Origin of the sequence: Micromonospora sp. CPCC 205546 (assembly GCF_036902715.1) — a bacterium.
GTDB lineage: Bacteria > Actinomycetota > Actinomycetes > Mycobacteriales > Micromonosporaceae > Micromonospora.
The window spans coordinates 1-21,360 of sequence record NZ_JBAKHL010000020.1 but is presented as its reverse complement, the minus strand read 5'-3'; the positions used below and the strand labels follow the sequence as shown (position 1 = coordinate 21,360).

Genomic DNA, 21,360 nt, shown 5'->3' with positions numbered 1-21,360 from the left:
AGCCGGCCAGGGGGCTCAGCCCAGGAAGAAGGCCGGGCCGGAGTCGGGCAACGGCGGGGCGGCGCCGATGGCGGCGGCGCGGCGCGCGAACTCGCGCAGGCCGGCCACCTGGCGCTCGCCGAGGGAGAAGTCCAGCGCCCGGAAGTACGTCGCCAGGGTCGCCGCGTCGAACGGCTCCCAGCGCGCCGCCGCCTCGGCCACCTGGTCCAGCTCCGCCAGGCAGAGGTCCCGCGAGCGCAGGAACGCCTCGTGCACCTCCTTGACCAGGCCCGGGTGGGCGGCGGCGAAGTCGCGGCGTACCGCCCAGACGGCGAAGACCATCGGCAGGCCCGTCCACTCCCGCCACGCCTGCCCGAGGTCGGTGACCTCCAGCCCACGCTTCGGCGCCTCGTGGAGGGCGCGCAGCGCCACGTCGCCGATCAGCACCCCGGCGTCGGCCTCCAGCAGCATCTGCGTCAGGTCGGGCGGGCAGCGGAAGTACTCGGGGTCCACCCCGTACCGCTCGCCGAGCAGCAACTGGGCCAGCAGCACACCGGTACGCGAGGTCGAGCCCAGCGCCACCTTGCCGTGGCCCAGCTCGGCCAGCGGACGGGTGGACACGACGTTGACCGACAGCACGGGGCCGTCGCTGCCGACCGCCAGGTCGGGCAGGAGCAGCAGCTCGTCGGCGTGCCGCAGGTACTCGACCTGGGAGATCGGGCCGATGTCCAGGTCGCCGGCGACCAGGGCGGCGCTGAGCCGGTCCGGGGAGTCCTTGTGCAGGTCGACGTCGATGAGGGCACCGGAGCGCATCAGCCCCCAGTAGATCGGCAGGCAGTTCAGGAACTGGATGTGCCCGACCCGGGGGCGTGCGACGTGCTCAGCCATGCCCCGACCGTATCCCCGCCACCGTCCGGTGGCTCAGCGGGCCGGGGCGGGAGTGGCCAACCCCGCATCCGCCGCCGGCCCCTCCTCCCGCCCCTCGACCGGCCCGCCGTGCCCGGGTGCCCCCGATCCGGCTGGGGCGCCGGTCGCCCGGGCACGGCGGACGGACCTGACGATGGCCGGCACGAAGGCCACCACCACCAGCAGGCCGACCGCGCCGGCGGCCGCGATCAGGGGTCGCGGCGGCAGCAGCGCCAGCAGGGCGCCCCCGATCAGGTAGCCGCCCATCGAGCCGCCCTGCACCGCCGCGCCGTAGAGGGCGTACGCCCGGCCGCGTGACGCCTCCGGCACCCGCCGGGCGGTGAGCACGTTGGCGAAGACGTTCTCCCCGCCGTTCGCCGCGCCCGCGACCAGCCAGAGGGGGACCAGCAGCGCGGCCGTGGGCACTGCGGCGGCGAACACCACCGTCAGGCAGATGCCGCCGAGCGTCACCAGCACGCCGTACACCAGGGCACCGTCGTCGGAGAGCCGCCGGGCCAGCCGGGCGCAGAGCCAGCTGCCGGGCAGCATCCCCGCCATCCAGGCGGCGCCGACCAGGCCGTACACCGTGGGCGAGCCGCCGAGGGTCTCCCGGATGAAGAAGACCTCGATCACGTTGATGCCGCCGACGGCCGTGATGACCGCGGCCGTGCTCAGGACGACGGCCAGCAGCAACGGGTCGCGGCGCAGCCGCCACGCCGGGGCCCGGTCCGGGCCGGAGGTCGCGGTGGCGACGGCCCGCCGGCCGCCCCGGCGGGTGCGCAGCAGCAGGCCCACGGCCACCAGCGCGAGATAGCTCGCGGCGTCGATGAGCAGCGGTACGCGGGTGCCGAACTGCCCGACCAGAAGCCCGGCGAGCACCGGGCCGGCGAGCGCGCCCAGGGAGGAGGCGGTCTGGTTGATCGCGCTCGCCCGGGGCAGGTCGGCGGGGCGCACCATCGTCGGCAGCAGCGCCGCGAGGCAGGGCTGGGTGACGGCCAGCCCGCAGGCGAGCAGCGCGACGAGTCCGATGGTCAGGGCGGGGTGGTCGACGAAGGCGAGGAGGGTGCAGACGGTGGCCTGAGCCAAGCCGGCGGCGACCAGCAGCGTCCGGCTGTCCGCCCGGTCGGCGAGCCGCCCGGTGAGCGGGGCGAGCGCCACCAGCGGCAGGGTGGCCGCCAGCAGCAGTCCGGACACGGCGAGGCCGCTGGCGCCGGCCGCCTGGAGGGCGAGCGCGAGGGCGGTGGCGGCCAGGAAGTCCCCGCACATCGAGGTGGCGCGCGCGGAGGCGGTCAGCCAGACGTCGGACCAGCGCGAATCGCCAGTTGTGAAGGACATGCTTCGAAAATAATCCTTCACAACCGGTCGGGGCAACCCCCTTACGCCAGCGGCACCGTCCGGTACTGCACGGCCACCGTGCGCGCCCCGGCCGGCGGATCGGCCTGGCGGTTCCGCTGCCGGTACGGCTCGAACAGCTGACTCACGGCCTCGTTCAGCCCCGCCAGCTCGTCGGCGGTCAGCAGCAGCAGCGTGTCGCTGAACAGCGCGACGTCGTACCACTCGGCGGGCTCGTCGCCGGCGCGGCGCAGCCAGTCCCGGGTCCGCTCCATGTCCCGGGCCGCGTGCGCCTCCACCAGCGCCTGCTCGGCCGCGCGCGCCTCCGGGCCGGCCGAGCGCCCCGCGTCGACCATCAGGCCCCGGCCGACCGTGCGCCAGAGCCGCTCGCGCGCGTCCCCCCGACTCGGCGCCTGCTCCACCAGGCCCGACTTCGCCAGCGCCCGGAGGTGGTAGCTGGTCGCGCTCGGTGACAGCCCGGCGACCTCCGCGCACTCCGTGGCGGTCGCGCCGCCCTCCACCACGTCCAGGTGTTCCATGATCGCGATTCGGGCCGGATGGGCCAACGCCCGCATCACCTGCGGGTCGCTGATCGTGATCCGGCGCCGTTCGGGACGCCCCTCCGTCATGCGTCCATGATCCCTGCTCGCCCGCCCGCCGTGGGTCGCCGGTCGGCCCGACCGTGCACGGCGACGCGGCGCGTGGGCGGTGCGGCGAGGCCCCGGCGCCCGTGGGCACGAAGTTGTCCCGGCGGCGCGTCGAAACCCGGTGGAGCGTGGCGCGCCCGGCGCGTAGGCTGTCAGGTCGCTTGACGGCCAGGGTGGTGACCACCGCATCGGACGTCCCGCGCCGGGGGGTCGGCCCATCCGCCCGCCGGACACGCGAGCGACCGACAGATGACCCCGACGGGATTCCGCGTGACCGACCTCGACCTCGATCTCGACCTGGACGCCGACCTCACCGCCGAACGCGAGCACCTCGCCACCTCCCGGGCGGCCCTGGCCCGGATGCGGGAACGCGCCCAGGCCCTCTTCTCCACCGGCGACCAGGTGGCCGGCGACGCGTACGCGGCCGAGACGCTCGGGCGCACCCTGGCCCGCCGGGTCGCCGAGCTCGCCGACGACCCGGGAACGCCGCTCTTCTTCGGACGCCTCGACTTCGGCCCGGCGACCGGAGCCCCGCCCGCCGACGGCCGACCCGGGGACCCCGGCGACGCAGTGACCCCGCCCGCCGGCGGCCGACCGGGCGACCCCGGCGACCCACCGGACGGGTGGCACGCGGACCACGCCGGCCGGCGGTACCACGTCGGCCGGCGGCACGTCACCGACGACCGGGGTGAGCCGCTGGTGCTGGACTGGCGGGCACCGGTCTCCCGCTCGTTCTACCGGGCGAGCGCCCGCGACCCGCAGGGCGTGGCGGTACGGCGCCGCTTCGGGTTCAGCAACGGGATGCTGACCAGCTTCGAGGACGAGCGCCTCGACCGGGGCGAGGAACTGGGCACGACCAGCCGGATCCTGACCGCCGAGATCGAACGGCCGCGCGTCGGGCCGATGCGCGACATCGTCGCCACCATCCAGCCGGAGCAGGACGAGCTGGTCCGGGCCGACCTCGCCGACTCGATCTGCGTGCAGGGCGCCCCGGGCACCGGCAAGACGGCCGTCGGCCTGCACCGGGCCGCATACCTGCTCTACCTGCACCGGGAGCGGCTGCGCCGCTCCGGTGTGCTGATCGTGGGACCGAACCGGGCCTTCCTGTCGTACATCGCGGCGGTGCTGCCGGCGCTCGGCGAGGTGGAGGTCGAACAGGCCACGGTGGAGGACCTGGTGGCCCGGGTGCCGGTGCGGGCCGTCGACGACCCGGCGGTGGCCGCGGTCAAGCACGACGCCCGGATGTCCGAGGTGCTGCGCCGGGCGGTCGACTCGCACATCGGCGAGCCGACCGAGCCGATCATGGTGTCGGACGGCTCGTTCCGCTGGCGGATCGGGCTGGACCCGCTGCACCGGGTGGTCCAGGAGACCCGGCGGGAGCGCCTGCCGTACGCCACCGGCCGCGAGCGCGTCCGGGCCCGGGTGGTGTCGCTGCTGCAACGGCAGGCCGAGGCGCGGCGCGCCGAGTCCCCGAGCGACGCCTGGCTGCGCCGGATGGGCAAGGCCACCCCGGTCACCGCCTTCCTCGACGCGGTCTGGCCGGCGCTCACCCCGGAAGGGCTGGTGTACGCCCTGCTCAGCGACCCGCAGCGGCTCGCCGTCGCGGCGGACGGGCTGCTCGACGCCGAGGAGCAGGCGCGGCTGCGCGGGGTGGCCGCCCCGGACGAGGCCCCCGGCCCGACGACGGCGGACGCCCCGACGGCGGCGCCCGGCGCCACGGACCCGGCGCCCGCCACCGCCCGCGCCTCGGCGCGTCGTCCGACCCCGGGCACCGGCACGAAGCTCGGGCGCACGCCGAAGGCCACGAAGTGGACGGCGGCCGACGCCGTGCTGATCGACGAGGCGGCCGGGCTCATCGAGCGGCCCGGCGGCTTCGGACACGTCGTCGTCGACGAGGCGCAGGACCTCTCCCCGATGCAGTGTCGGGTGATCGCCCGGCGCAGCGAACACGGGTCGATCACCCTCCTCGGCGACCTGGCCCAGGGCACCGCCCCGTGGGCCGCCGCCGACTGGCGGGAGTCCCTGCGTCACCTCGGCAAGCCGGACGCCGTCGTGGTGCCGCTGACGGTCGGCTTCCGGGTGCCCGCCGCCGTGGTCGCGTTCGCCAACCGGCTGTTGCCCGCGCTCACCGTCGACGTACCCCCGGCCGAGTCGCTGCGCCGCGACGGCGCGCTCGACGTGCGTACCGTCGAAGACCTGGCCGCCGCGACGGTGGCCGAGGTGCGCGCGGCGCTGGCGTTCGACGGCTCGGTGGCGGTGATCGCCGCCGACGACGCGGTCGGCGGGCTGCGGGCGGCGCTGGACGCCGCCGGCGTCGACACCGCGACCGTCGACGAGCCGGCCGCCGCGGCGCGCGTCACGGTGGTGCCCGCGACCCTGGTCAAGGGCCTGGAGTACGACCACGTCATCGTCGTCGAGCCGGCGGCGATCGTGGCCGCCGAACCGCGCGGCCTGCACCGGCTCTACGTGGTGCTCACCCGGGCGGTCTCCCGGCTCGCCGTGCTGCACACCCGGCCGCTGCCCGCGCCGCTCGGCTGACGACTTGCGCCGGGAAGGTAGACAAGGATCGTGACATCCGCGACGAGCGTCCCGTGATCCTCGCCCGCGCCGAGGCGGTCAGCCGCCGCTACGGCGACGTGCTCGCCCTCGACCGGGTCGACCTGGAGGTCTCCGCCGGCGAACTGGTCGGCCTGCTCGGCCCGAACGGAGCCGGCAAGAGCACCCTGCTCAACCTGCTCGTCGGGCTGCGCCGGCCCACCGCCGGCCGGGTCGAGCTGTTCGGCGGCGACCCGCGCGACCCGGCGAGCCGGCGGCGGATCGGGGTCACCCCGCAGGAGACGGGCCTGCCCGGCACGCTGCGGGTCGGTGAGGTGGTGGACTTCGTCGCCGCCCACCACCCCGACCCGGTCCCCCGGGGCGAGCTGCTCGACCGCTTCGGCCTGGCCGAGCTGGCCCGGCGGCAGACCGGCGGCCTCTCCGGCGGGCAGCGCCGCCGGCTCGCGGTGGCGCTCGCCTTCGTCGGCCGGCCCCGGCTGGTGCTGCTCGACGAGCCGACCACCGGCCTGGACGTCGCGGCGCGGCACACCCTGTGGGAGGCGATCCGGGCGTTCCACGACGACGGCGGCACCGTACTGCTGAGCAGCCACTACCTGGAGGAGGTCGAGGCGCTGGCCCGGCGGGTGGTGGTCATCGGGCACGGCCGGGTGCTGGCCGACGACACCGTCGACGCGATCCGGGGGATCGTCGGCGTGCGCCGGGTCAGCCTGGTCGCCGACGAGCTGCCCGCGCTGCCCGGCGTGGTCCGCACCGAGCGGGTCGACGGCCGCACGCACCTGCTCACCACCGACGCCGACGAGCTGGTGCGGGCCCTGGTCACCGCCGGGGTCCCGTTCGCCGACCTGGAGGTCCGCCCCACCTCGCTGGAGGAGGCGTTCCTGTCCATCACCGCGACCGACGCGGCGCCGGGCTCCGCAGCCGACCGCCCGACGGCCGACGTGGCCGGCCCGCCGGCCACCGCCTGAGGGAACGGATCACCCATGCGCCTCGCCCTCGTCCACGCCCGCTACCAGCTCCTGGAGACGGTCCGCATCCCGGTCGCCGTCGTCGGCAGCGCCTTCTTCCCCGCCGTCGCGATGCTCTTCTTCGTGGTCCCGTTCGCCGGCAAGGACCCGGTCGGCGCCACCTACGCCACCGCCGCGATGGTCACCTTCTCGGTGATGAGCGCGAACATCTTCCAGTACGGCGTCGGCGTGGCCGAGGACCGCGACCAGCCCTGGAACCCGTACACGCGGACCCTGCCGGCCGGCCCGGCACCGCGCTTCGCCGGGCGGGTGCTGGCCGGGCTGGCACTGACCTACCTCTCCCTGGTGCCGGTGGTGACGATCGGGGCGACGCTCACCGAGGCGCGGATCAGCGCACCGGCGTTCCTGCTGGCCCTGGCGATCGTCACGGTGATCTCGGTGCCGTTCACGCTGCTGGGCCTCGCCATCGGCTACTCGATGCCGAGCAAGGCGGCGATCGTGGTGGCGCAGGTCGTCTTCTTCCCGCTCGCCTTCGGGGGCGGGCTGCTCTCCGCACCGGACCAGGCACCCGCGTTCGTCGAGGCCGTCGCGCCGTTCCTGCCGACCCGGGGGGCGGTGGAACTGATGTGGGCGGCGGTCGGCGACTACCCGGTCAACCCGCTGTCGATGGTCATGCTCGGGGTCTGGGTGGTGCTGCTGGCGCTGCTGGCCGGGTGGGCGTACCGGCGCGACGAGGGTCGACGCTTCAGCTGACGTTTCGGCCGATCCGCCCCGGGGCGCGGCGGGTCGGTGCCACGATTCCGGCAGGGGCGTGCCGGCGTGGCCGTCCCCCGCCGAGAGGGGTCGACGTGAGCACCGTCCCGCCGGGCACACCCTGCTGGGCCGACCTCGCCACCCCCGGCCTCGTCGAGGCGCGCCGGTTCTACCCCGAGCTGTTCGGTTGGACCGGTCGGGTCGACCCGCAGCCCGAGGCGGGCGGCTACACGGTCTTCCTGCTCGGCGGGCGGGCGGTGGCGGGCGCGGGTCCGCCGGCCGTCCCCGACCAGGTGCCGATCTGGTCGACGTACCTGGCGACCGACGACGCGGACCTGGTGGCCGGCCGGGTGGAGCGGGCCGGCGGGCAGGTCGTGGTGCCCCCGTTCGAGGTCTTCGACCAGGGGCGGATGGCGGTCTTCGCCGACCCCGCCGGGGCGACGTTCAGCGTCTGGCAGCCGATGTCGATGCCCGGGGCCGAGGTCTTCGACGTCCCGGGGGCGCTCACCTGGGCCGAGCTGGTCACCCCCGATCCGGAGGGCGCGAAGGTCTTCTACGAGCTGGTCTTCGGCTGGCACCCGGACGACCAGCGGGCGGGACCGGTCACGTACACCGGCTGGCGGCTCGGCACCCGGATCGTGGCCGGCATGGTGCCGCCGCTCGGGGACGGATTCCCGGCGGACACGCCCGCATACTGGTCGGTGTACTTCGCCGTGGCCGACGCCGACGCGGCCGCCGCCCGGGCCGCCGAACTCGGCGGCACGATCCTGGTCCCGCCCCAGACCACCCCGGCGGGCCGCTTCGCCGCCCTGCGCGACCCCCACGGCGCCCTCTTCAACATCCTCACCCGCCCCTGACCCCTCCCCGCCGGCCCTCCCCGCCGGCGTCGATCATGCAGTTGTGGTGGGCGATATGAGCTGAGCTACGCCTTTTGCGGGGCACCACGACTGCATGATCGACGCCCCGAAGGAGGCGGGGCGGGTCAGGGTGGGGGTGGGTGGGCCGGTCAGGGGTGGGGGCGGATCGGGACCACCAGGGGGCCGTGGTCGCCGTCGATGACGCGGACGGTGGCGCGGTACCAGGTGGCGAGCAGTTGCTCGGTCAGTACCTCGCGGGGGGTGCCGGCGGCGACCACCCGACCGTCGGCCAGCAGCACCATGCGGTCGGCGTACTCGCCGGCGATGGAGAGGTCGTGCATGGTGGCGAGCACCGTCAGCCCGTGCTCGCGGCGCAGCCGGTCGACCAGCTCCAGCACCTCCTGCTGGTGGCCGATGTCCAGCGCGCTGATCGGCTCGTCCAGCAGCAGCAGGGTCGCGCCCTGGGCCAGCGCGCGGGCCAGGAAGACCCGCTGCCGCTCGCCGCCGGAGAGGGTGGCCAGCTCCCGGTCGTGGAACCCGGTCAGGTCGAGCCCGTCGAGCACCTCGTGCGCGGCGGCCAGGTCGGCGGCGGACTCCCGGCCCAGCGGCGCGATGTAGGGGGTGCGGCCCAGCAGCACGTAGTCGAACACCGACATGCCGGCCGGCACGACCGGGGACTGCGCCACCGTGGCGACCACCCGGGCACGGTCGCGGCGGCGCAGCGCCTCGCTCGGCGTACCGAAGAGGGACACGGCGCCCGGCGCGGGCAGCAGGCCGCCGACGGCGCGCAGCAGGGTCGACTTGCCGGCGCCGTTCGGGCCGATCACGGTGACCCACTCGCCCGCGGCGACGGTCAGGTCGACGCCGGCCAGGATCGGCGTGCCGTCGAGGCGCACGTGCAGGTCGCGCACCTCGACGGCGGGCACGGCGGCCGCGCCGGTGGCCCGGGCGCGGTCCCCACCGTCCGCCGGCCGCGTGGCCGGCACCCGTGCCGCGCTCACCCGAGCATCCGGCGGGAGGTACGCAGCACCAGGACGAAGAACGGGCCGCCGAGCAGCGCGGTGACCACGCCGATCGGGATCTCCGACGGGGCGGCGGCGGTACGGGCCACCACGTCGGTCAGGGCCAGGAAGGCCCCGCCGAAGAGCAGCGAGAGCGGCAGGATCACCCGGTAGCTCGACCCGGCGAGCAGCCGGACGGTGTGCGGCACGATGATCCCGACGAAGCCGATCAGACCGGACGCGGAGACGGCGGCGGCGGTGCCGAGCGAGGCGGCGGCGATGAGCAGGTAGCGGGACCGCTGCGGGTGCAGCCCGAGGCTCGCGGCCTCGTCGTCGCCGACGGAGAGCACGTCGAGCTCCCGCCGGTGCAGCAGCACCACCAGGGCGGTGACGAGGAAGTACGGCAGCACCAGCCGCACGTCGTGCCAGCCGGCGGTGGCGAGCCGCCCGAGCAGCCAGGAGTAGACCTGCTGGATGCTGTCGGAGTTGCGTTGCAGCAGGTAGGTCTGCCCGGCGGAGAGGAACGCGGAGACGGCCACGCCGGCGAGGATCAGCGTGGCGGTGGAGCGGCCGCGCCCGCCGGAGGCGCCCAGCAGGTAGGTCATCGCCACCGCGCCGATCGAGCCGACGAAGGCGGCCAGCGGGATGGTGAGCGGCAGCCCGGTCAGCGCGCCGCCCGCCCCGGCGCCGAGGGTGATCACCGCGGTGACCGCGAGCCCGGCCCCGGCCGCCACCCCGAGCAGGTACGGATCGGCCAGCGGGTTGCGGAACACGCCCTGGTAGCAGCCGCCGGCCAGGGCCAGCAGCCCGCCGACCAGCAGGCCGAGCACCACCCGGGGCAGCCGCAGCTCGGTGACGATGGCGATCTCCCGCTCGGTCAGCCCGCTGTCGAGGCGTACGCCGGGGATGAGGTTGAGCAGTTCGGCCGCGACGCTGCCCGGCGGCAGGCTGACCGGGCCGAGGGACACCCCGGCGACGAGCGCGACCAGCACCGCCGCGACGCCGGCGACGAGCCAGCGGGGCCGCAGCCCGGCGGGCCGGGACGCGGGAAGCGTCCCGGCCCGCCGGGCGGACGGCGCCTTCACGGACGGACTGCTCACGGACGGGCGCGGGTCACGCGGGGACCTTGGCGGTGGCGTCGACGATCACCCGGAGCAGCTCCACCACGCGGGGCCCCCAGCGGGAGGCGACGTCGTCGTCGAGGGCGACGACCTGGTTGTTCTTGACGGCGGTGACGCCCGCCCAGCCGGCGCGCGCCTTGACCGTCTCGGCGCTCTGCTTGCAGCACTTGGTGTCGGCGAGGAAGACGAAGTCCGGGTCGGCCTTGACGATGACCTCCTGCGAGAGCTGCGGGTAGCCGCCCTGCTTGCCGTCGGCGTCGGAGGCGTCGGCGATGTTCTCCAGGCCGACCATCGTGTAGAGCGAGCCGATGTAGGTCTTGCTGGTGGCCGTGTAGAGCTCCGGGCCCAGCTCGTGGAAGTAGGTCAGCTTCCCGGCGCGCTTCGGCAGGTCGGCGACGAGCTTGGCGATGTCGTCCTTCATCCGCTTGGTCACGTCGGCGGCCTCGCCTGCGTGGCCGGTGAGGGTGCCCAGGTCGGTGATCTGCCGGTAGGTGTCGTCGAGCGTGGTCGCCGCCGGGTTCAGCAGGACGGGGATCTTCAGCGCGGTGAGCTGCTCGACGATCTTGTTGGTGTCGTTGGCGAGCACCACCAGGTCGGGGCTCTTGCCGGCGATCGCCTCGGCGTTCGGGGTGAAGCCCGAGAGGTCGCTCTTAGGCACGTCGGCCGGGAAGTTCGACTGGTCGTCGACGGCGGTGACCTGCTTGCCGGCGCCGATGGCGAAGAGCATCTCGGTGGCCGTCGGGGAGAGCGAGACGATCTTCTCGGGCCGCTTCTCCAGCGTCAGCTTTCCGACGGTGGCCGGGAAGGCGGCGCCGGCCGAGCTGGCGCCGGCGGCGGGGGCGTCGTCGGAGCTCTTCTCGGCGCAGGCGCCGAGGGCGAGCGCGGCCACCGCGAGGGTCGCGGCGAAGAGCCGGGGGGTACGTCTGAGCACGGGTCCTCCTGTCGGTCGAGGAGCGTGGTGCTTCGCCGACAGGGAGCGGTGGCGCCCGTCCGCGAGGCGCCCTTCCTCGAGAGCGCGTGTCGCGACCACGGACGCAGGCGACCTGGCTCGTCCCCGCCGTGGCCCGGCGTTCGGCCGGGTGGCGGGACATCACAGTTGCGGGACAGCGCCGGTTTCGCACCGGCTTCGCTGCGCGTGGTCGGTAGAACGGTAGCGCACGCCCCGGACGTGCCTCGTCGATCCAGGGCGCATCGGCGCTCGTTGATCATCAACGGCGGCGATATGCCCTGGATCGACGTCTGGTGGCCGGTGGTGGGGCCCCGCCGGGGGCGGAGCGGGGCCCCACCGGTCAGGAACTGGTGATGGTGACGTTGTCCACAGCCGCCTCGACCAGGCTCGCGCCCGAGGCGTCCGCCGCCTCGACGAGGATCCGCACCGACTGGCCGGCGTACGGGGTGAGGTTGGCGTTGGACACCGCCCAGGCGCCGTTGCGGTTGGTGGCCGCCCCGGACTGGGTGAACAGGACCGTGGTGCCGCCGTTGTGCACCACGCTCACCCGCAGGTAGTCGGCCGACGACGCGTTCGAGCCGTGGGCCAGGTACCAGGCGAGGGAGAGGGTCAGCGTGCCGCTCGACGGCAGGGTCACCGCCGGCGACCGGGCGCTGGTCACGCCACCGTCGAGGTCGTGGTCACCGGCTCCCGTGCCGGCCAGCCGGCCGGTGACGAGGTCGTTGGCGCCGGCGTACGGGGCGAGCTGCTTCGCCCCGCTGGAGTTGGTCGCCTGGGCGGCTCCCCGCTCCCACACGCCGAGGGTCGCGGTGTCGGTGCCGTTCGGGTTGATGGTCCAGCCGGTGGCCGTCTCGAAGGTGTCCGACCAGACCGTGGTGCCGCCGCCACCGCCGCAGTACTGCGCCTGCTTGCCGATGGCCCGGTACGGGCAGTCGGCGTACTCGCTGAGCAGCAGGACCGCCTCCCGGTTCCGCGAGGTCTGGGTGGGGATCACCTCGTCGGGCGGGTAGAAGCCGCCGCCGCCGGCCGAGCCGGGGTACATCTCGAAGGTGTACGCCCAGATGCCGTGCTGGCCCCACATCCAGTCGATGCTGTCCCCGTCGGTGACGTAGAGGTCGCTGGACTGCTGCGGGGTGTAGCCGTTGGTGTTCGCCATCTGCTGGCCCAGGGTGGCGAAGGTGTTGTACTGGTCCGTCGTCATCCCGGGGGCGGTGTTGTTGTACGTGTAGCCGAACGGCCAGAGCACCAGCTCCGAGTAGGTGTGGAAGTCGATGTTCGCCTTGATCTGCTGCGTGCCGCCGACCACCCGGCTGTTGACGAAGTTCCGCAGCGCCTGGGTCTCCGGCGCCGAGAACGCCGACGGGCCCCGGTAGGTGTCCGACGAGGCCGAGCCGGACGAGCCGCCGCAGCAGCCCCACTGGTAGGACCAGTTGCGGTTCAGGTCCGTGCCGACGTACGACGAGCCGCTGTTGGGCTGCCGGTTCTTGCGCCAGGAACGGTAGGAGCCGGTGGCGATGTCGTACTCGCTGCCGTCCGGGTTGACGGTGGGCACGATCCAGATCTCCCGGGTGTTCACGATGTTGGTGACCCGGGAGTCCGTGCCGTAGCTGTCGGTGAAGAGGTTGAGCAGGTAGACCGCCATCTCGACGGTCAGGTGCTCGCGGGCGTGCTGCTGCGAGTTGAACAGGATCTCCGGCTCGTTCTCGTCGCTGGCGACGTTGTCGGAGATCTTCACCGCCATCAGGTCCCGGCCCTCGTACGAGGAGCCGATGCTGATCTTCCGGGCGATCGAGGGGTGGTCCGTGACCACCTTGTTCACCACGGCGGTCAGCTCGGCGTAGTCGTGGTAGTTGGAGTCGGCGGGCGGGAAGGCGGCCGTGCCGACGTCCCCCTCGGCGTGGTTGTGGCCGTGGTCGTCCGCCGACGGGGCGGGAACCGCCTCCAGCCGGAAGCCGAGCCGGGTGATCGCCGCCGCCTCGGCCGGGGTGGCCGAGACGTTGAGCACGCCGTGCTCGACGAAGTCGATGGCGGCGCCGGTGCGGGCGACGGCGGTGCGGTCGTCGACCGTACGCGGACCGAGCACCCGGTACGACGCCGCCGCGGAGTCGGCCCGGTCCGGGGCCGGCCGGGCGGTGGCTGGCGCGGCGGCGACCGTGAGCAGGGCGAACCCGGCTGCTACGGCGACCGCCAGGCGACGGCGGAGGGTGGTGTTGCGGAAGGCCATGGACAACCTCCTCGGGGGGCGGGAGGAGATCCCGCTCGGTGGAGGACACTTCACCACCGCTCACATGGTCATATCAACATCCGTCGTTACCTAGTTGCATGTCATCCTGATCCTCACATCGGCAAGGATTTTCCAACTGCCGGCCTCTGGCGAAAGTTCCCTCCGAGCGGGACACTGACCCGCAACGATCCGTCCGTCCCTGCGGAGGACCCATGGCCAGACCACGCCTGCGTACGGCCGCTCTCGCGGCCGCCACCGCACTCACCCTTCTCGGCACCACGGCGCCCGCCGTCGCCGCGCCCGTCGCGGCCCCGTCGACCACCCGTCCGGTGGTCCACGACGAACAGATCACCTTCCAGGACTGGTCCCGCTACCCCGACTGGCGTCGCGGCACCCACGCCGGCACCCGGGCCGTCCCCGGCCTCCGGCCGGGCGTCACGCTGGCCCAGCCGCTCGGCACCACCGACTACACCGACCCGCACACCGGCGTGACCAGGAGCTGGGAGTACGGGACCTGGACCTCCCCGGTCACCCGGATCGGCTTCGACGCCACCGAGCTGATCGCCTCGTGGAACGCGAGCACCCCGGCCGGCACCTGGATCCAGGTGGAGATGCAGGGCACGTACAACACCGGTGTCCAGACCAAGTGGTACGTGATGGGCCGGTGGGCCTCCGGCGACGCCGACATCAAGCGCACCAGCGTCAACCGCCAGGGCGACCCCTGGTCGACCATCTGGACCGACACCTTCAGCATCGACGACGCCTCGGTAGGCGTGCTGCTGCGGGAGTACCAGCTGCGGCTCACCCTCTACAAGGCCCCGGGCCAGCGCGCCGCGCCGGTCGTGCACACGGTGGGCGCGATGAGCTCGAACGTACCGGACCGGTTCACGGTCGAGCCGAGCGCCGGCGGCATCGCCTGGGGCAAGGAACTCGCCGTGCCGCGCTACTCGCAGAACATCCACACCGGCCACTACCCCGAGTACGACGGCGGCGGCCAGGCCTGGTGCTCCCCCACCTCCACCACGATGGTGATCGAGTACTGGGGCCGCAAGGCGTCCGAGGAGGACACCTCCTGGGTCGACCCGACCTACCCGGACCCGACGGTCAACCACGCCGCCCGGATGGTCTACGACTACCAGTACGACGGCGCCGGCAACTGGCCCTTCAACACCGCGTACGCGGCCAGCTTCCCCGGCCTGGAGGCGCGGGTCACCCGGCTGCACTCGCTCGACGAGGTGGAACGCTTCATCGCCGCCGGGATCCCGGTCGTGACCAGCCAGTCCTTCCTCGCCAGCGAGCTGGACGGGGCGGGCTACGGCACCTCCGGCCACCTCTTCGTGGTGGTCGGCTTCACCGCCGAGGGCGACGTCATCGTCAACGACCCGGCCTCGTCCAGCAACGAGGCGGTGCGCAACGTCTACCCGCGTGAGCAGTTCGAGCAGATCTGGCTGCGCACCAAGCGGACCAACGCCAGCGGCGGGGTCTCCGGCGGCTCCGGCGGCGTCGTCTACCTGATCAAGCCCACGCTGAAGCCGTGGCCGAAGGTGGCCGGCTCCACCAACTGGTGACCTGACACCGACCCGAATCGTTCGAGGGGTCCGCTCGCCCGGCTCAGCCCGGCGACCGGGCCCCTCGGCCGTTTTCCTGGCTCAGGCCCATGCCCGTCCGTCAGGCGCGCGTCCGGCCCCCCGAGGTTCTCCGCCACGAGGTGCTGGCTGGATGTCTACGGGTCGGCCGACTCGCGACGTTGATAGGGCGTGACGTTCGAGGAGTACGCGTTCGCCCGCACTGCGGCGCTGGTGCGGCTCGCCCGGTTGCTGACCGGTGACGAGCATCGGGCCGAGGACCTGGTTCAGGACGTCCTCGCCAGGGCGTACGCCCGCTGGGCCCGCATCTCCCGGACGGATCGGCCCGATGCGTACGTCCATCGGATGCTCGTCAACGCCCACCGCTCGTGGTGGCGCCGGCGCAGCAGCCAGGAGATCTCCGTCGCCGCGGTGAACGATCGGCCGGACGCGACGGACGAGGCCGCCGGTGTCGCCGAGCGGGACGCGCTGTGGCGGCTCGTCTGCGCCCTGCCGGTGCGTCAACGCACCGTGATCGTCCTGCGCTACTACGAGGATCTCGACGACGCGATGATCGCCGAGATCCTGGACTGTTCGCCCGGCACGGTTCGTACCCACGCCAAGCGGGCCCTGACGGCACTCCGCAAGCGGCAGGAAGCATTCGCATCCACCTCCGCCCCGACAGGAGGAGAGTTCTGATGTCCAGCGACCTCGATCAGCAGCTCGCCACGACGCTCAGGCACCACGCGGGCGGCGACGTCGACCCCGCGCCGATCGTGGCACACGCCCGGCGTCGCGGACACCGCCTCCGACTGCGCCGCCGCTGGCTGACCACCGGGGGGACGGCCGCGGCGTGCGTCGTCCTGGCCGCGGCGGTCATGACGATCCCGTCCGGTCGGGCACCCGACGGCCCGACCAGGCCGGCCACGGCACTCGTGCTGCCGGACGCACCGGGTCAGCCCGGCGCCATCGCACGACCCGAGGCCGTGGGGGCCGATCCCGGCGTGGTGCACTTCACGACCGACAGCCTGGTCAGCGACGCCTGGTCCGCGACCTGGAGCGCCGGGCGTGGGGTCGAGAGCGTCGAGTTCCGGGGCCCGACCGGGCAGGCTCGGTTCGCGTTGGCGCGCAGCGTCGCGACGCTGGACGGGCTGCAACAGACGATCTCGTCGGCGGGGCGACCCCAGCCGCCGGCCGACGTGCGGGTCGGGGGCCGCCCGGGGGCCGCCTGGTTCGATCCGTCCGGCGACACGGAACTGTGGTTCGTCCGTTGGCAGCCCGTCGACGGGCTCTGGGCTCAGCTCGACATCTACGCGACCGGCCGCGACGAGGCGACGGACGCGGCGAGTCGGGTCAGGTTCGACGGTGCCCACCGCTGCGTGGTGCCGTTCCGCCTGCAGTCGCTGCCGCCGGGCGGGCGGCTGCTCGGATGCTCGGTCACGCTTCACCGGTCGGAGCATGGCTCCTTCGACGAGGCCTCGCTGGTGGTGGGTGACGAATCCGGTCGCTGGCTGACGGTTCGGGCGCAACCCGTGCCGGGCCGCGACCCGAAGGCCGCCGACCTCGTCGCGGGGCCCTACCGGGCACGCCGGCAGGGCAGCGACGTACTGGAGATGTTCGTCGAGCCATGCGCCGTCGAGGCGTTCCTCAAGGGTCGGGGGAACGGCTACACCGAGTCGGAGGGCCTGACGGTGCTGAGCGGGTACCAGCCGGCGAGCGACCTCGACCGTCCCGACACCTGGTGACACCGTCCCGGCGCCGATCTCGTGGCCCTCATCCGGCCACCGAGCGCCCTGGTCAGGGTCCGTCAAGCGCTAGTTGGGGGCGTCTCCGGGTCCTGGTCCTCGCCGGCCAGGGCGGAGCGGAGGCGCTCCTTCTCGGCGCGACGGCGCTCGGCGGCGGTGGCCATCTCCTCGGCCATCTCGTCCCGCCAGCCCTTCATCAGGAAGAACGACAGGGCGGCCGAGAAGGCCAGCGCCACCATCAGCTTGATGAAGATGTTCAGCTCGACCAGCCAGAGGGCCGCCAGCACGGCGACGAACAGCCCGATCCGGCCCAGCGTGTACTTGACCGCCGCGCTCACGTTCCGCACTCCGTTCTCCGCCGCCGGGCCTCCCGGCGGCAGGTTCAGCCCGTCCGGCGGGCCAGCCAGTGGACGCCGTGGAACCAGACCACCGCGTAGCCGAGGGTGAAGGTCGCCGCCCCCAGAGCACCGGAGAGCAGCGACGGGAGACCGGCGGCGAGGCCGGCCACCACGAGCCCGGCGACCACGCCCACCGTGGTGGCGGCCAGCCCCGACACCACCCGTGCCGCGCCGAACTCCCAGGCGCGGAAGTCGTCCCAGAACAGCCAGGCCGGCAGGATGATCGCCAGCCAGCCGTTCGACCGCCCGAAGTCGCCGCTGCCGATCAGCGCGAACGCCCAATCGAACAGCACCACCGCCAGCACACCGACGACCAGGCCGGCCAGGCTCACCCCGAGCAGGTCGCCCAGGGTGAGGATGCGCCCCTCGGCGTCACGCCGGGGGAACCCGCTCCGCTGCTCGGTCATGGCCTACGAGGGTACGTGCCGGTCAGGCCCAGACCTGCTGCGGCTCGGCGCGGCGCTCGGCCAGGGACGGCGGGGCGTCGTACTCGCGGACCACCTCGTAGCGGGTGTTCCGCTCGACGGGACGGAAGCCGGCGTCCCAGATCAGGTGCAGCAGGTCGTCCCGGTGCATCGTGTTCGGGGTGCCGTACGAGTCGGCGTCGTGGGTGATCTTGTATTCGACGACCGAGCCGTCCAGGTCGTCGACACCGAAGTTGAGCGAGAGCTGGGCGACCGAGAGCCCGTGCATGACCCAGAAGCACTTCACGTGCGGGACGTTGTCGAAGAGCAGCCGGGAGACCGCGAAGGTCTTCAGCGACTCGGCCGGCGAGGCCATCGTCGTGCGGGCCTGGATCCGGTTGCGGATCTTGCCGTCCGCCGAGTCGACGAAGTCGTGCTGGTAGCGCAGCGGGATGAACACCGCGAAGCCGCCGGTCTCGTCCTGCAGCTCCCGCAGCCGCAGCACGTGGTCCACCCGGTGCCGGGGCTCCTCGATGTGGCCGTAGAGCATCGTCGCCGGGGTCTTCATGCCCTTGCTGTGCGCCAGGGCGTGGATGCGCGACCAGTCCTCCCAGTGGCAGGCGTGGTCGACGATGTGCTGGCGGACCTCCCAGTCGAAGATCTCCGCGCCGCCGCCGGTCAGCGACTCCAGGCCGGCGTCCATCAGCTCGTCGAGGATCTCGTCGGCGCTCAGGCCGCTGATCTTCTCGAACCACTGCACCTCGGTCGCGGTGAAGCACTTGAGCTTGACGTTCGGCAGCGCCGCCTTCAGCTCGCGCAGCACCTTCGGGTAGTAGCGCCAGGGCAGCGTCGGGTGCAGGCCGTTGACGATGTGCAGCTCGGTGAGCTGCTCGTCCTCCATCTCCTTGGCCTTGCGGACCGCCTCGTCGATGCGCATCGTGTAGGCGTCCTTCTCGCCGGGCTTGCGCTGGAACGAGCAGTACGCGCAGGAGGCGGAGCAGACGTTGGTCAGGTTGAGGTGCCGGTTGACGTTGAACATCACCCGGTCGCCGTTGAGCTCGGTGCGCCGGTGGTGCGCCAGCCGGCCCAGCCATGCGAGGTCGTCGCTGTCGTAGAGGGCGATCCCGTCCTCGCGGGTCAGCCGCTCGCCGGCGTACACCTTCGCTTCGAGCTCACGCTTGAGTCCGGCGTCCATCGAAAGCCACGTCCCTTCCACCTACGGTAGGAATCGAGCGTACGTCGGACCGCCGACGCCCCCGCAGCACGGTCGGGTCCCGTGCGCCGGCTCACCGAACTCTCAGGGACCCGTTACCCGCCGACGCATCGACATCGTTGCCTGGGTGCGGTAAGACAGGGTGGGACGTTCAGCACCCGCTGGTAGCGTCCCCACGGCCGCGCCCCCCGGGCGCGGTGACGCACGCCGGACGGGGAGCGGAATGGTCGACACTGGGCGCGGGCGACGGCAGCGACGACGGAGCCCGGTGATCTCGCCGGTGCTGCGCCCGGCGCTCTGGTCCGCCCTGCTCGGCGCCATCGTCGCCACGGTCCTCGCCAACCCCGTCCAGGCCGACCCGTCGCTGCCCGCCAGCGTCCCCGACACCGGGTCCCGGCCGTCCTACACCGGCCAGCTCCAGCTGCCCGGCGGCGCGCCGGTCCCCGGCCTCCCGGGCACGGTGCCGGGGCTGCCGGGCACGGTCACGGGTGTGCCGGGCACGGTGCCCGGCCTGCCGGGCGGCAACGTCGCCAACGGGCCGCTCGCCGCCCAGATCTACGCCGCCGAGGCACAGGTCGGGCAGCTGCGAGACCAACTGCTCTCGCTCCAGCAGAAGCGCACGGAGGCCGAGACGCAGCACGCCACCGCCGAGCGCACCCTCGCCCTCGCCCGGGACGCGGTGGCCCGTGCCCAGGAGGGTGCCGACGCCGCCGCCGCGGGCGCCTTCAAGGCCGCCGCCGCCCTCCCGCCGGGCGAGTTCGCCAACGACCTGCACGAGTTGAGCCGGCTCTCCCGCATCATCCGGGGTGAGAAGGCCGAGGGTGGCACCACCGCCGCCGAGGGCGAGGTGTCCCGGGCCCGTACCGGCGAGCAGGCCGCCAGCCAGGCGATGGTCTCGGCGGCGTCGCGCCTGACGGGCGCGAAGGCGGAATACTCCGCCGGCGAGAAGGCCCTGCGCGACGCCGAGAAGAAGCTGGACAAGCTGAAGCGGGACAACGCCGCCCAGCTCATCGAGATCGAGCGCCAGCAGGAGGCCGCCGAGCAGCGCCTCGGGGCCGGCTACCTCGGCGACGAGACCGCCAACGGCCTGGCCGCGCACCCGAAGGCCCTCAAGGCCCTGGCGTACGCACGGGCGCAGCTCGGCGACCCCTACCTGTGGGCCGCCGAGGGGCCGGACCGGTTCGACTGCTCCGGCCTGATCTACGCCGCCTACCGGTCGGCGGGCTACTACGGGCTGCCCCGGGTCTCCCGGGACCAGTACTACGCCACCCGGTCGCGCACCGTGCCCCGCACCGCGCTGCTCCCCGGCGACCTGCTCTTCTTCGCCTCCGGCTCCAGCTGGACGACGATCCACCACATGGGCATGTACGTCGGCGGCGGCAAGATGATCCACGCACCGACCACCGGTGACGTGGTCAAGATCTCCACCGTGCGCTGGTCCCGTCTCCACGCCGCCACCCGCGTCATCGGAGCGGTGCCCGCGCCGGCCGCCACACCGACGAAGCCGCCCGCGACGAAGCCGCCCGCGACCAAGCCCCCGGTCAGCCCGAAGCCCACGTCGCCGACGCCGAGCCCGTCGCCGTCGGTCACGCCGTCGACCTCGCCGACGCCGAGCCCGTCGACCTCGCCCACCGGCTCTCCCTCGCCCACGGCCAGCGCCACGCCCGACGCGTCCGACTCCGCCACGCCCAGCGCGTCGATCCCGACGTCGCCGAGCAGGTCGGCCACCGCGACGCCGAGCGCCCCGGCCGGCAGTGTGGCGCCGACCACGGCCCAGAGCAGTTCCCAGCCGACGGGCAGCACCTCGGCCACCGCCTCGGCGAGCACCGGTAGCTGACCAGGGGCCCTCGCCGGTCCGGCGGCCACCTTGGCCGGGCCGGCTGGCGGGAAAGTCGACACCGCCCCTGCAATACGCTCCGGCTGTGCCACCGGGCCGGAATGTGGCACGGTGACAGACAGGCACACCCGGTCCGATGTCGCGGATCCGGGCGCGAGCGTGCGCGGAGGGCGAGCATGGCCGAGCAAGAGGTTCCGGCGGAGCCGGTCGACCACGGGTCCACGCCCGACCGGAGAGGTGCCGGGGCACCGCATCCCCTGACGTCCGTCGCCGCCCCCACCGTGGTCGACGACGGAGCCACGCCCGGGGCCGGCCACGCGGGGCCGTCGCCCGAGCCGCCCGCCGACGACGTACGCCGACAGTCCGCGGCGCCGGCCCGGGGCCGGGTCTCCGTGGCCACGGCCGCCGCGCCGGGTGCGGGCGACGTGGTGCCGTCGGCCGGTCCCAGCGCCGGCACCACCTACCGGGCCGCCGGAACGGCCGCTCCTGCGCCCGCCGCGGTGCCCGGACAGCGGGGCACGGCGGGAGCACGGGCCAGCGCCGCCGTACCCGGGATGAGGCCGGTCTCGGCCGACGAGGCCGGGGCGATCCGCTCCCGGACGGGCGAGGCCCGGATCTACCGGGCGGCACCGGTCAATCCGGAGCCGCCGGAGCCCGCCCGACCGCCGGAGCCGGCGCAGCCGCCGGCGCCGCCGGTCCCGGAGCCCGAGCCGGCGCCGGCTCCCACGCCGGTGCCGGGCCCGAACCCGCCCACGCCGCCGGTGCCCGGCCCGAACCCGCCGTCGCCGAACCCGCCGGTCCCGACCCCGCCGGTGCCCGTTCCCTACCCGCCCGGCCCGACGCCCCCGGGGCCGGGTCCCAGGCCGCCCGCGCCGGTACCCCCGGTGCCGGGTCCGCCCGCGCCGCCA

Annotated in this window: 18 protein-coding genes, 1 pseudogene and 1 riboswitch; of the genes and pseudogenes, 9 read left to right on the top strand and 10 right to left on the bottom strand. The window is 74.0% G+C overall.

The window, feature by feature from the left end:
* Positions 1-15: 15 nt before the first annotated feature.
* Genes V6U77_RS12275 through V6U77_RS12265 form a run of 3 tightly spaced genes read right to left on the bottom strand, consistent with a single transcriptional unit; the run spans position 16 to position 2,846 of the window.
* Positions 16-867: a menaquinone biosynthetic enzyme MqnA/MqnD family protein gene (locus V6U77_RS12275; RefSeq protein WP_334606406.1), complete on the bottom strand. Its 852-nt coding sequence runs from the start codon at positions 865-867 to the stop codon at positions 16-18.
* 33 nt (positions 868-900) lie between these two features.
* The gene (locus V6U77_RS12270) at positions 901-2,220 is read right to left on the bottom strand and encodes an MFS transporter (protein ID WP_334606405.1); all 1,320 of its coding nucleotides are present in this window, start codon (positions 2,218-2,220) and stop codon (positions 901-903) included.
* Between the two features lie 41 nt (positions 2,221-2,261).
* Positions 2,262-2,846: a helix-turn-helix domain-containing protein gene (locus V6U77_RS12265; RefSeq protein ID WP_334606404.1), complete on the bottom strand. Its 585-nt coding sequence runs from the start codon at positions 2,844-2,846 to the stop codon at positions 2,262-2,264.
* A 267-nt stretch (positions 2,847-3,113) separates the two neighbouring features.
* On the opposite strand from V6U77_RS12265, the gene V6U77_RS12260 reads away from it, so the two are divergent.
* The 4 genes from V6U77_RS12260 (at position 3,114) to V6U77_RS12245 (ending at position 7,995) form a co-directional block, all read left to right on the top strand.
* Positions 3,114-5,402 (top strand): HelD family protein, encoded by a 2,289-nt coding sequence (locus V6U77_RS12260; RefSeq protein WP_334606403.1) that lies wholly within the window; start codon positions 3,114-3,116, stop codon positions 5,400-5,402.
* Positions 5,403-5,455: 53 nt separating this feature from the next.
* Complete coding sequence (locus V6U77_RS12255; protein ID WP_334606402.1) at positions 5,456-6,385, top strand: ABC transporter ATP-binding protein; 930 nt, start codon at positions 5,456-5,458, stop codon at positions 6,383-6,385.
* A 15-nt stretch (positions 6,386-6,400) separates the two neighbouring features.
* Entirely contained in the window at positions 6,401-7,138 is a 738-nt protein-coding gene (locus tag V6U77_RS12250) for an ABC transporter permease (RefSeq protein WP_334606401.1), read from the top strand.
* 95 nt (positions 7,139-7,233) lie between these two features.
* Positions 7,234-7,995, top strand: a complete 762-nt coding sequence (locus tag V6U77_RS12245) for a VOC family protein (RefSeq protein WP_334606400.1) — start codon at positions 7,234-7,236, stop codon at positions 7,993-7,995.
* A 149-nt stretch (positions 7,996-8,144) separates the two neighbouring features.
* Here the strand turns inward: V6U77_RS12245 and V6U77_RS12240 are convergent, their stop codons facing one another.
* From V6U77_RS12240 to V6U77_RS12225, 4 genes are all read right to left on the bottom strand, one after another.
* Positions 8,145-8,921: an ABC transporter ATP-binding protein gene (locus V6U77_RS12240; RefSeq protein WP_334606473.1), complete on the bottom strand. Its 777-nt coding sequence runs from the start codon at positions 8,919-8,921 to the stop codon at positions 8,145-8,147.
* A gap of 71 nt (positions 8,922-8,992) precedes the next feature.
* The gene (locus V6U77_RS12235; RefSeq protein WP_334606399.1) at positions 8,993-10,081 is read right to left on the bottom strand and encodes a FecCD family ABC transporter permease; all 1,089 of its coding nucleotides are present in this window, start codon (positions 10,079-10,081) and stop codon (positions 8,993-8,995) included.
* A 28-nt stretch (positions 10,082-10,109) separates the two neighbouring features.
* Complete coding sequence (locus V6U77_RS12230; protein WP_334606398.1) at positions 10,110-11,048, bottom strand: ABC transporter substrate-binding protein; 939 nt, start codon at positions 11,046-11,048, stop codon at positions 10,110-10,112.
* 111 nt (positions 11,049-11,159) lie between these two features.
* Positions 11,160-11,242, bottom strand: a riboswitch (cobalamin riboswitch).
* A gap of 164 nt (positions 11,243-11,406) precedes the next feature.
* Positions 11,407-13,290 (bottom strand): M14 family zinc carboxypeptidase, encoded by a 1,884-nt coding sequence (locus tag V6U77_RS12225; RefSeq protein WP_334606397.1) that lies wholly within the window; start codon positions 13,288-13,290, stop codon positions 11,407-11,409.
* 212 nt (positions 13,291-13,502) lie between these two features.
* Here V6U77_RS12225 and V6U77_RS12220 point away from each other — a divergent pair, with 212 nt between their 5' ends.
* The 3 genes from V6U77_RS12220 to V6U77_RS12210 all read left to right on the top strand — a co-directional run bounded on the left by V6U77_RS12220 (position 13,503) and on the right by V6U77_RS12210 (position 16,600).
* Positions 13,503-14,858, top strand: a complete 1,356-nt coding sequence (locus tag V6U77_RS12220) for a peptidase C39 family protein (protein WP_334606396.1) — start codon at positions 13,503-13,505, stop codon at positions 14,856-14,858.
* 189 nt (positions 14,859-15,047) lie between these two features.
* On the top strand, positions 15,048-15,554 hold the full coding sequence (locus V6U77_RS12215) for a SigE family RNA polymerase sigma factor (protein WP_334606395.1): 507 nt from the start codon (positions 15,048-15,050) through the stop codon (positions 15,552-15,554).
* Positions 15,554-16,600, top strand: coding sequence for a hypothetical protein (locus tag V6U77_RS12210; protein ID WP_334606394.1), 1,047 nt, complete (start codon positions 15,554-15,556; stop codon positions 16,598-16,600). The genes V6U77_RS12215 and V6U77_RS12210 overlap by 1 nt, the downstream gene beginning before the upstream one ends.
* Positions 16,601-16,662: 62 nt before the next feature.
* Here the strand turns inward: V6U77_RS12210 and V6U77_RS12205 are convergent, their stop codons facing one another.
* From V6U77_RS12205 to mqnE, 3 genes are read right to left on the bottom strand one after another with little or no spacing between them, the layout of a single operon-like run.
* Positions 16,663-16,938, bottom strand: coding sequence for a DUF4229 domain-containing protein (locus tag V6U77_RS12205; RefSeq protein WP_334606393.1), 276 nt, complete (start codon positions 16,936-16,938; stop codon positions 16,663-16,665).
* Positions 16,939-16,982: 44 nt separating this feature from the next.
* Positions 16,983-17,405 (bottom strand): hypothetical protein, encoded by a 423-nt coding sequence (locus V6U77_RS12200; protein WP_334606392.1) that lies wholly within the window; start codon positions 17,403-17,405, stop codon positions 16,983-16,985.
* A 22-nt stretch (positions 17,406-17,427) separates the two neighbouring features.
* On the bottom strand, positions 17,428-18,597 hold the full coding sequence (gene mqnE, locus V6U77_RS12195; protein WP_121397115.1) for an aminofutalosine synthase MqnE: 1,170 nt from the start codon (positions 18,595-18,597) through the stop codon (positions 17,428-17,430).
* 241 nt (positions 18,598-18,838) lie between these two features.
* On the opposite strand from mqnE, the gene V6U77_RS12190 reads away from it, so the two are divergent.
* Positions 18,839-20,452: a C40 family peptidase gene (locus V6U77_RS12190; protein WP_334606391.1), complete on the top strand. Its 1,614-nt coding sequence runs from the start codon at positions 18,839-18,841 to the stop codon at positions 20,450-20,452.
* 176 nt (positions 20,453-20,628) lie between these two features.
* A pseudogene (locus V6U77_RS12185) lies at positions 20,629-21,360 on the top strand (hypothetical protein); the annotation flags it as partial.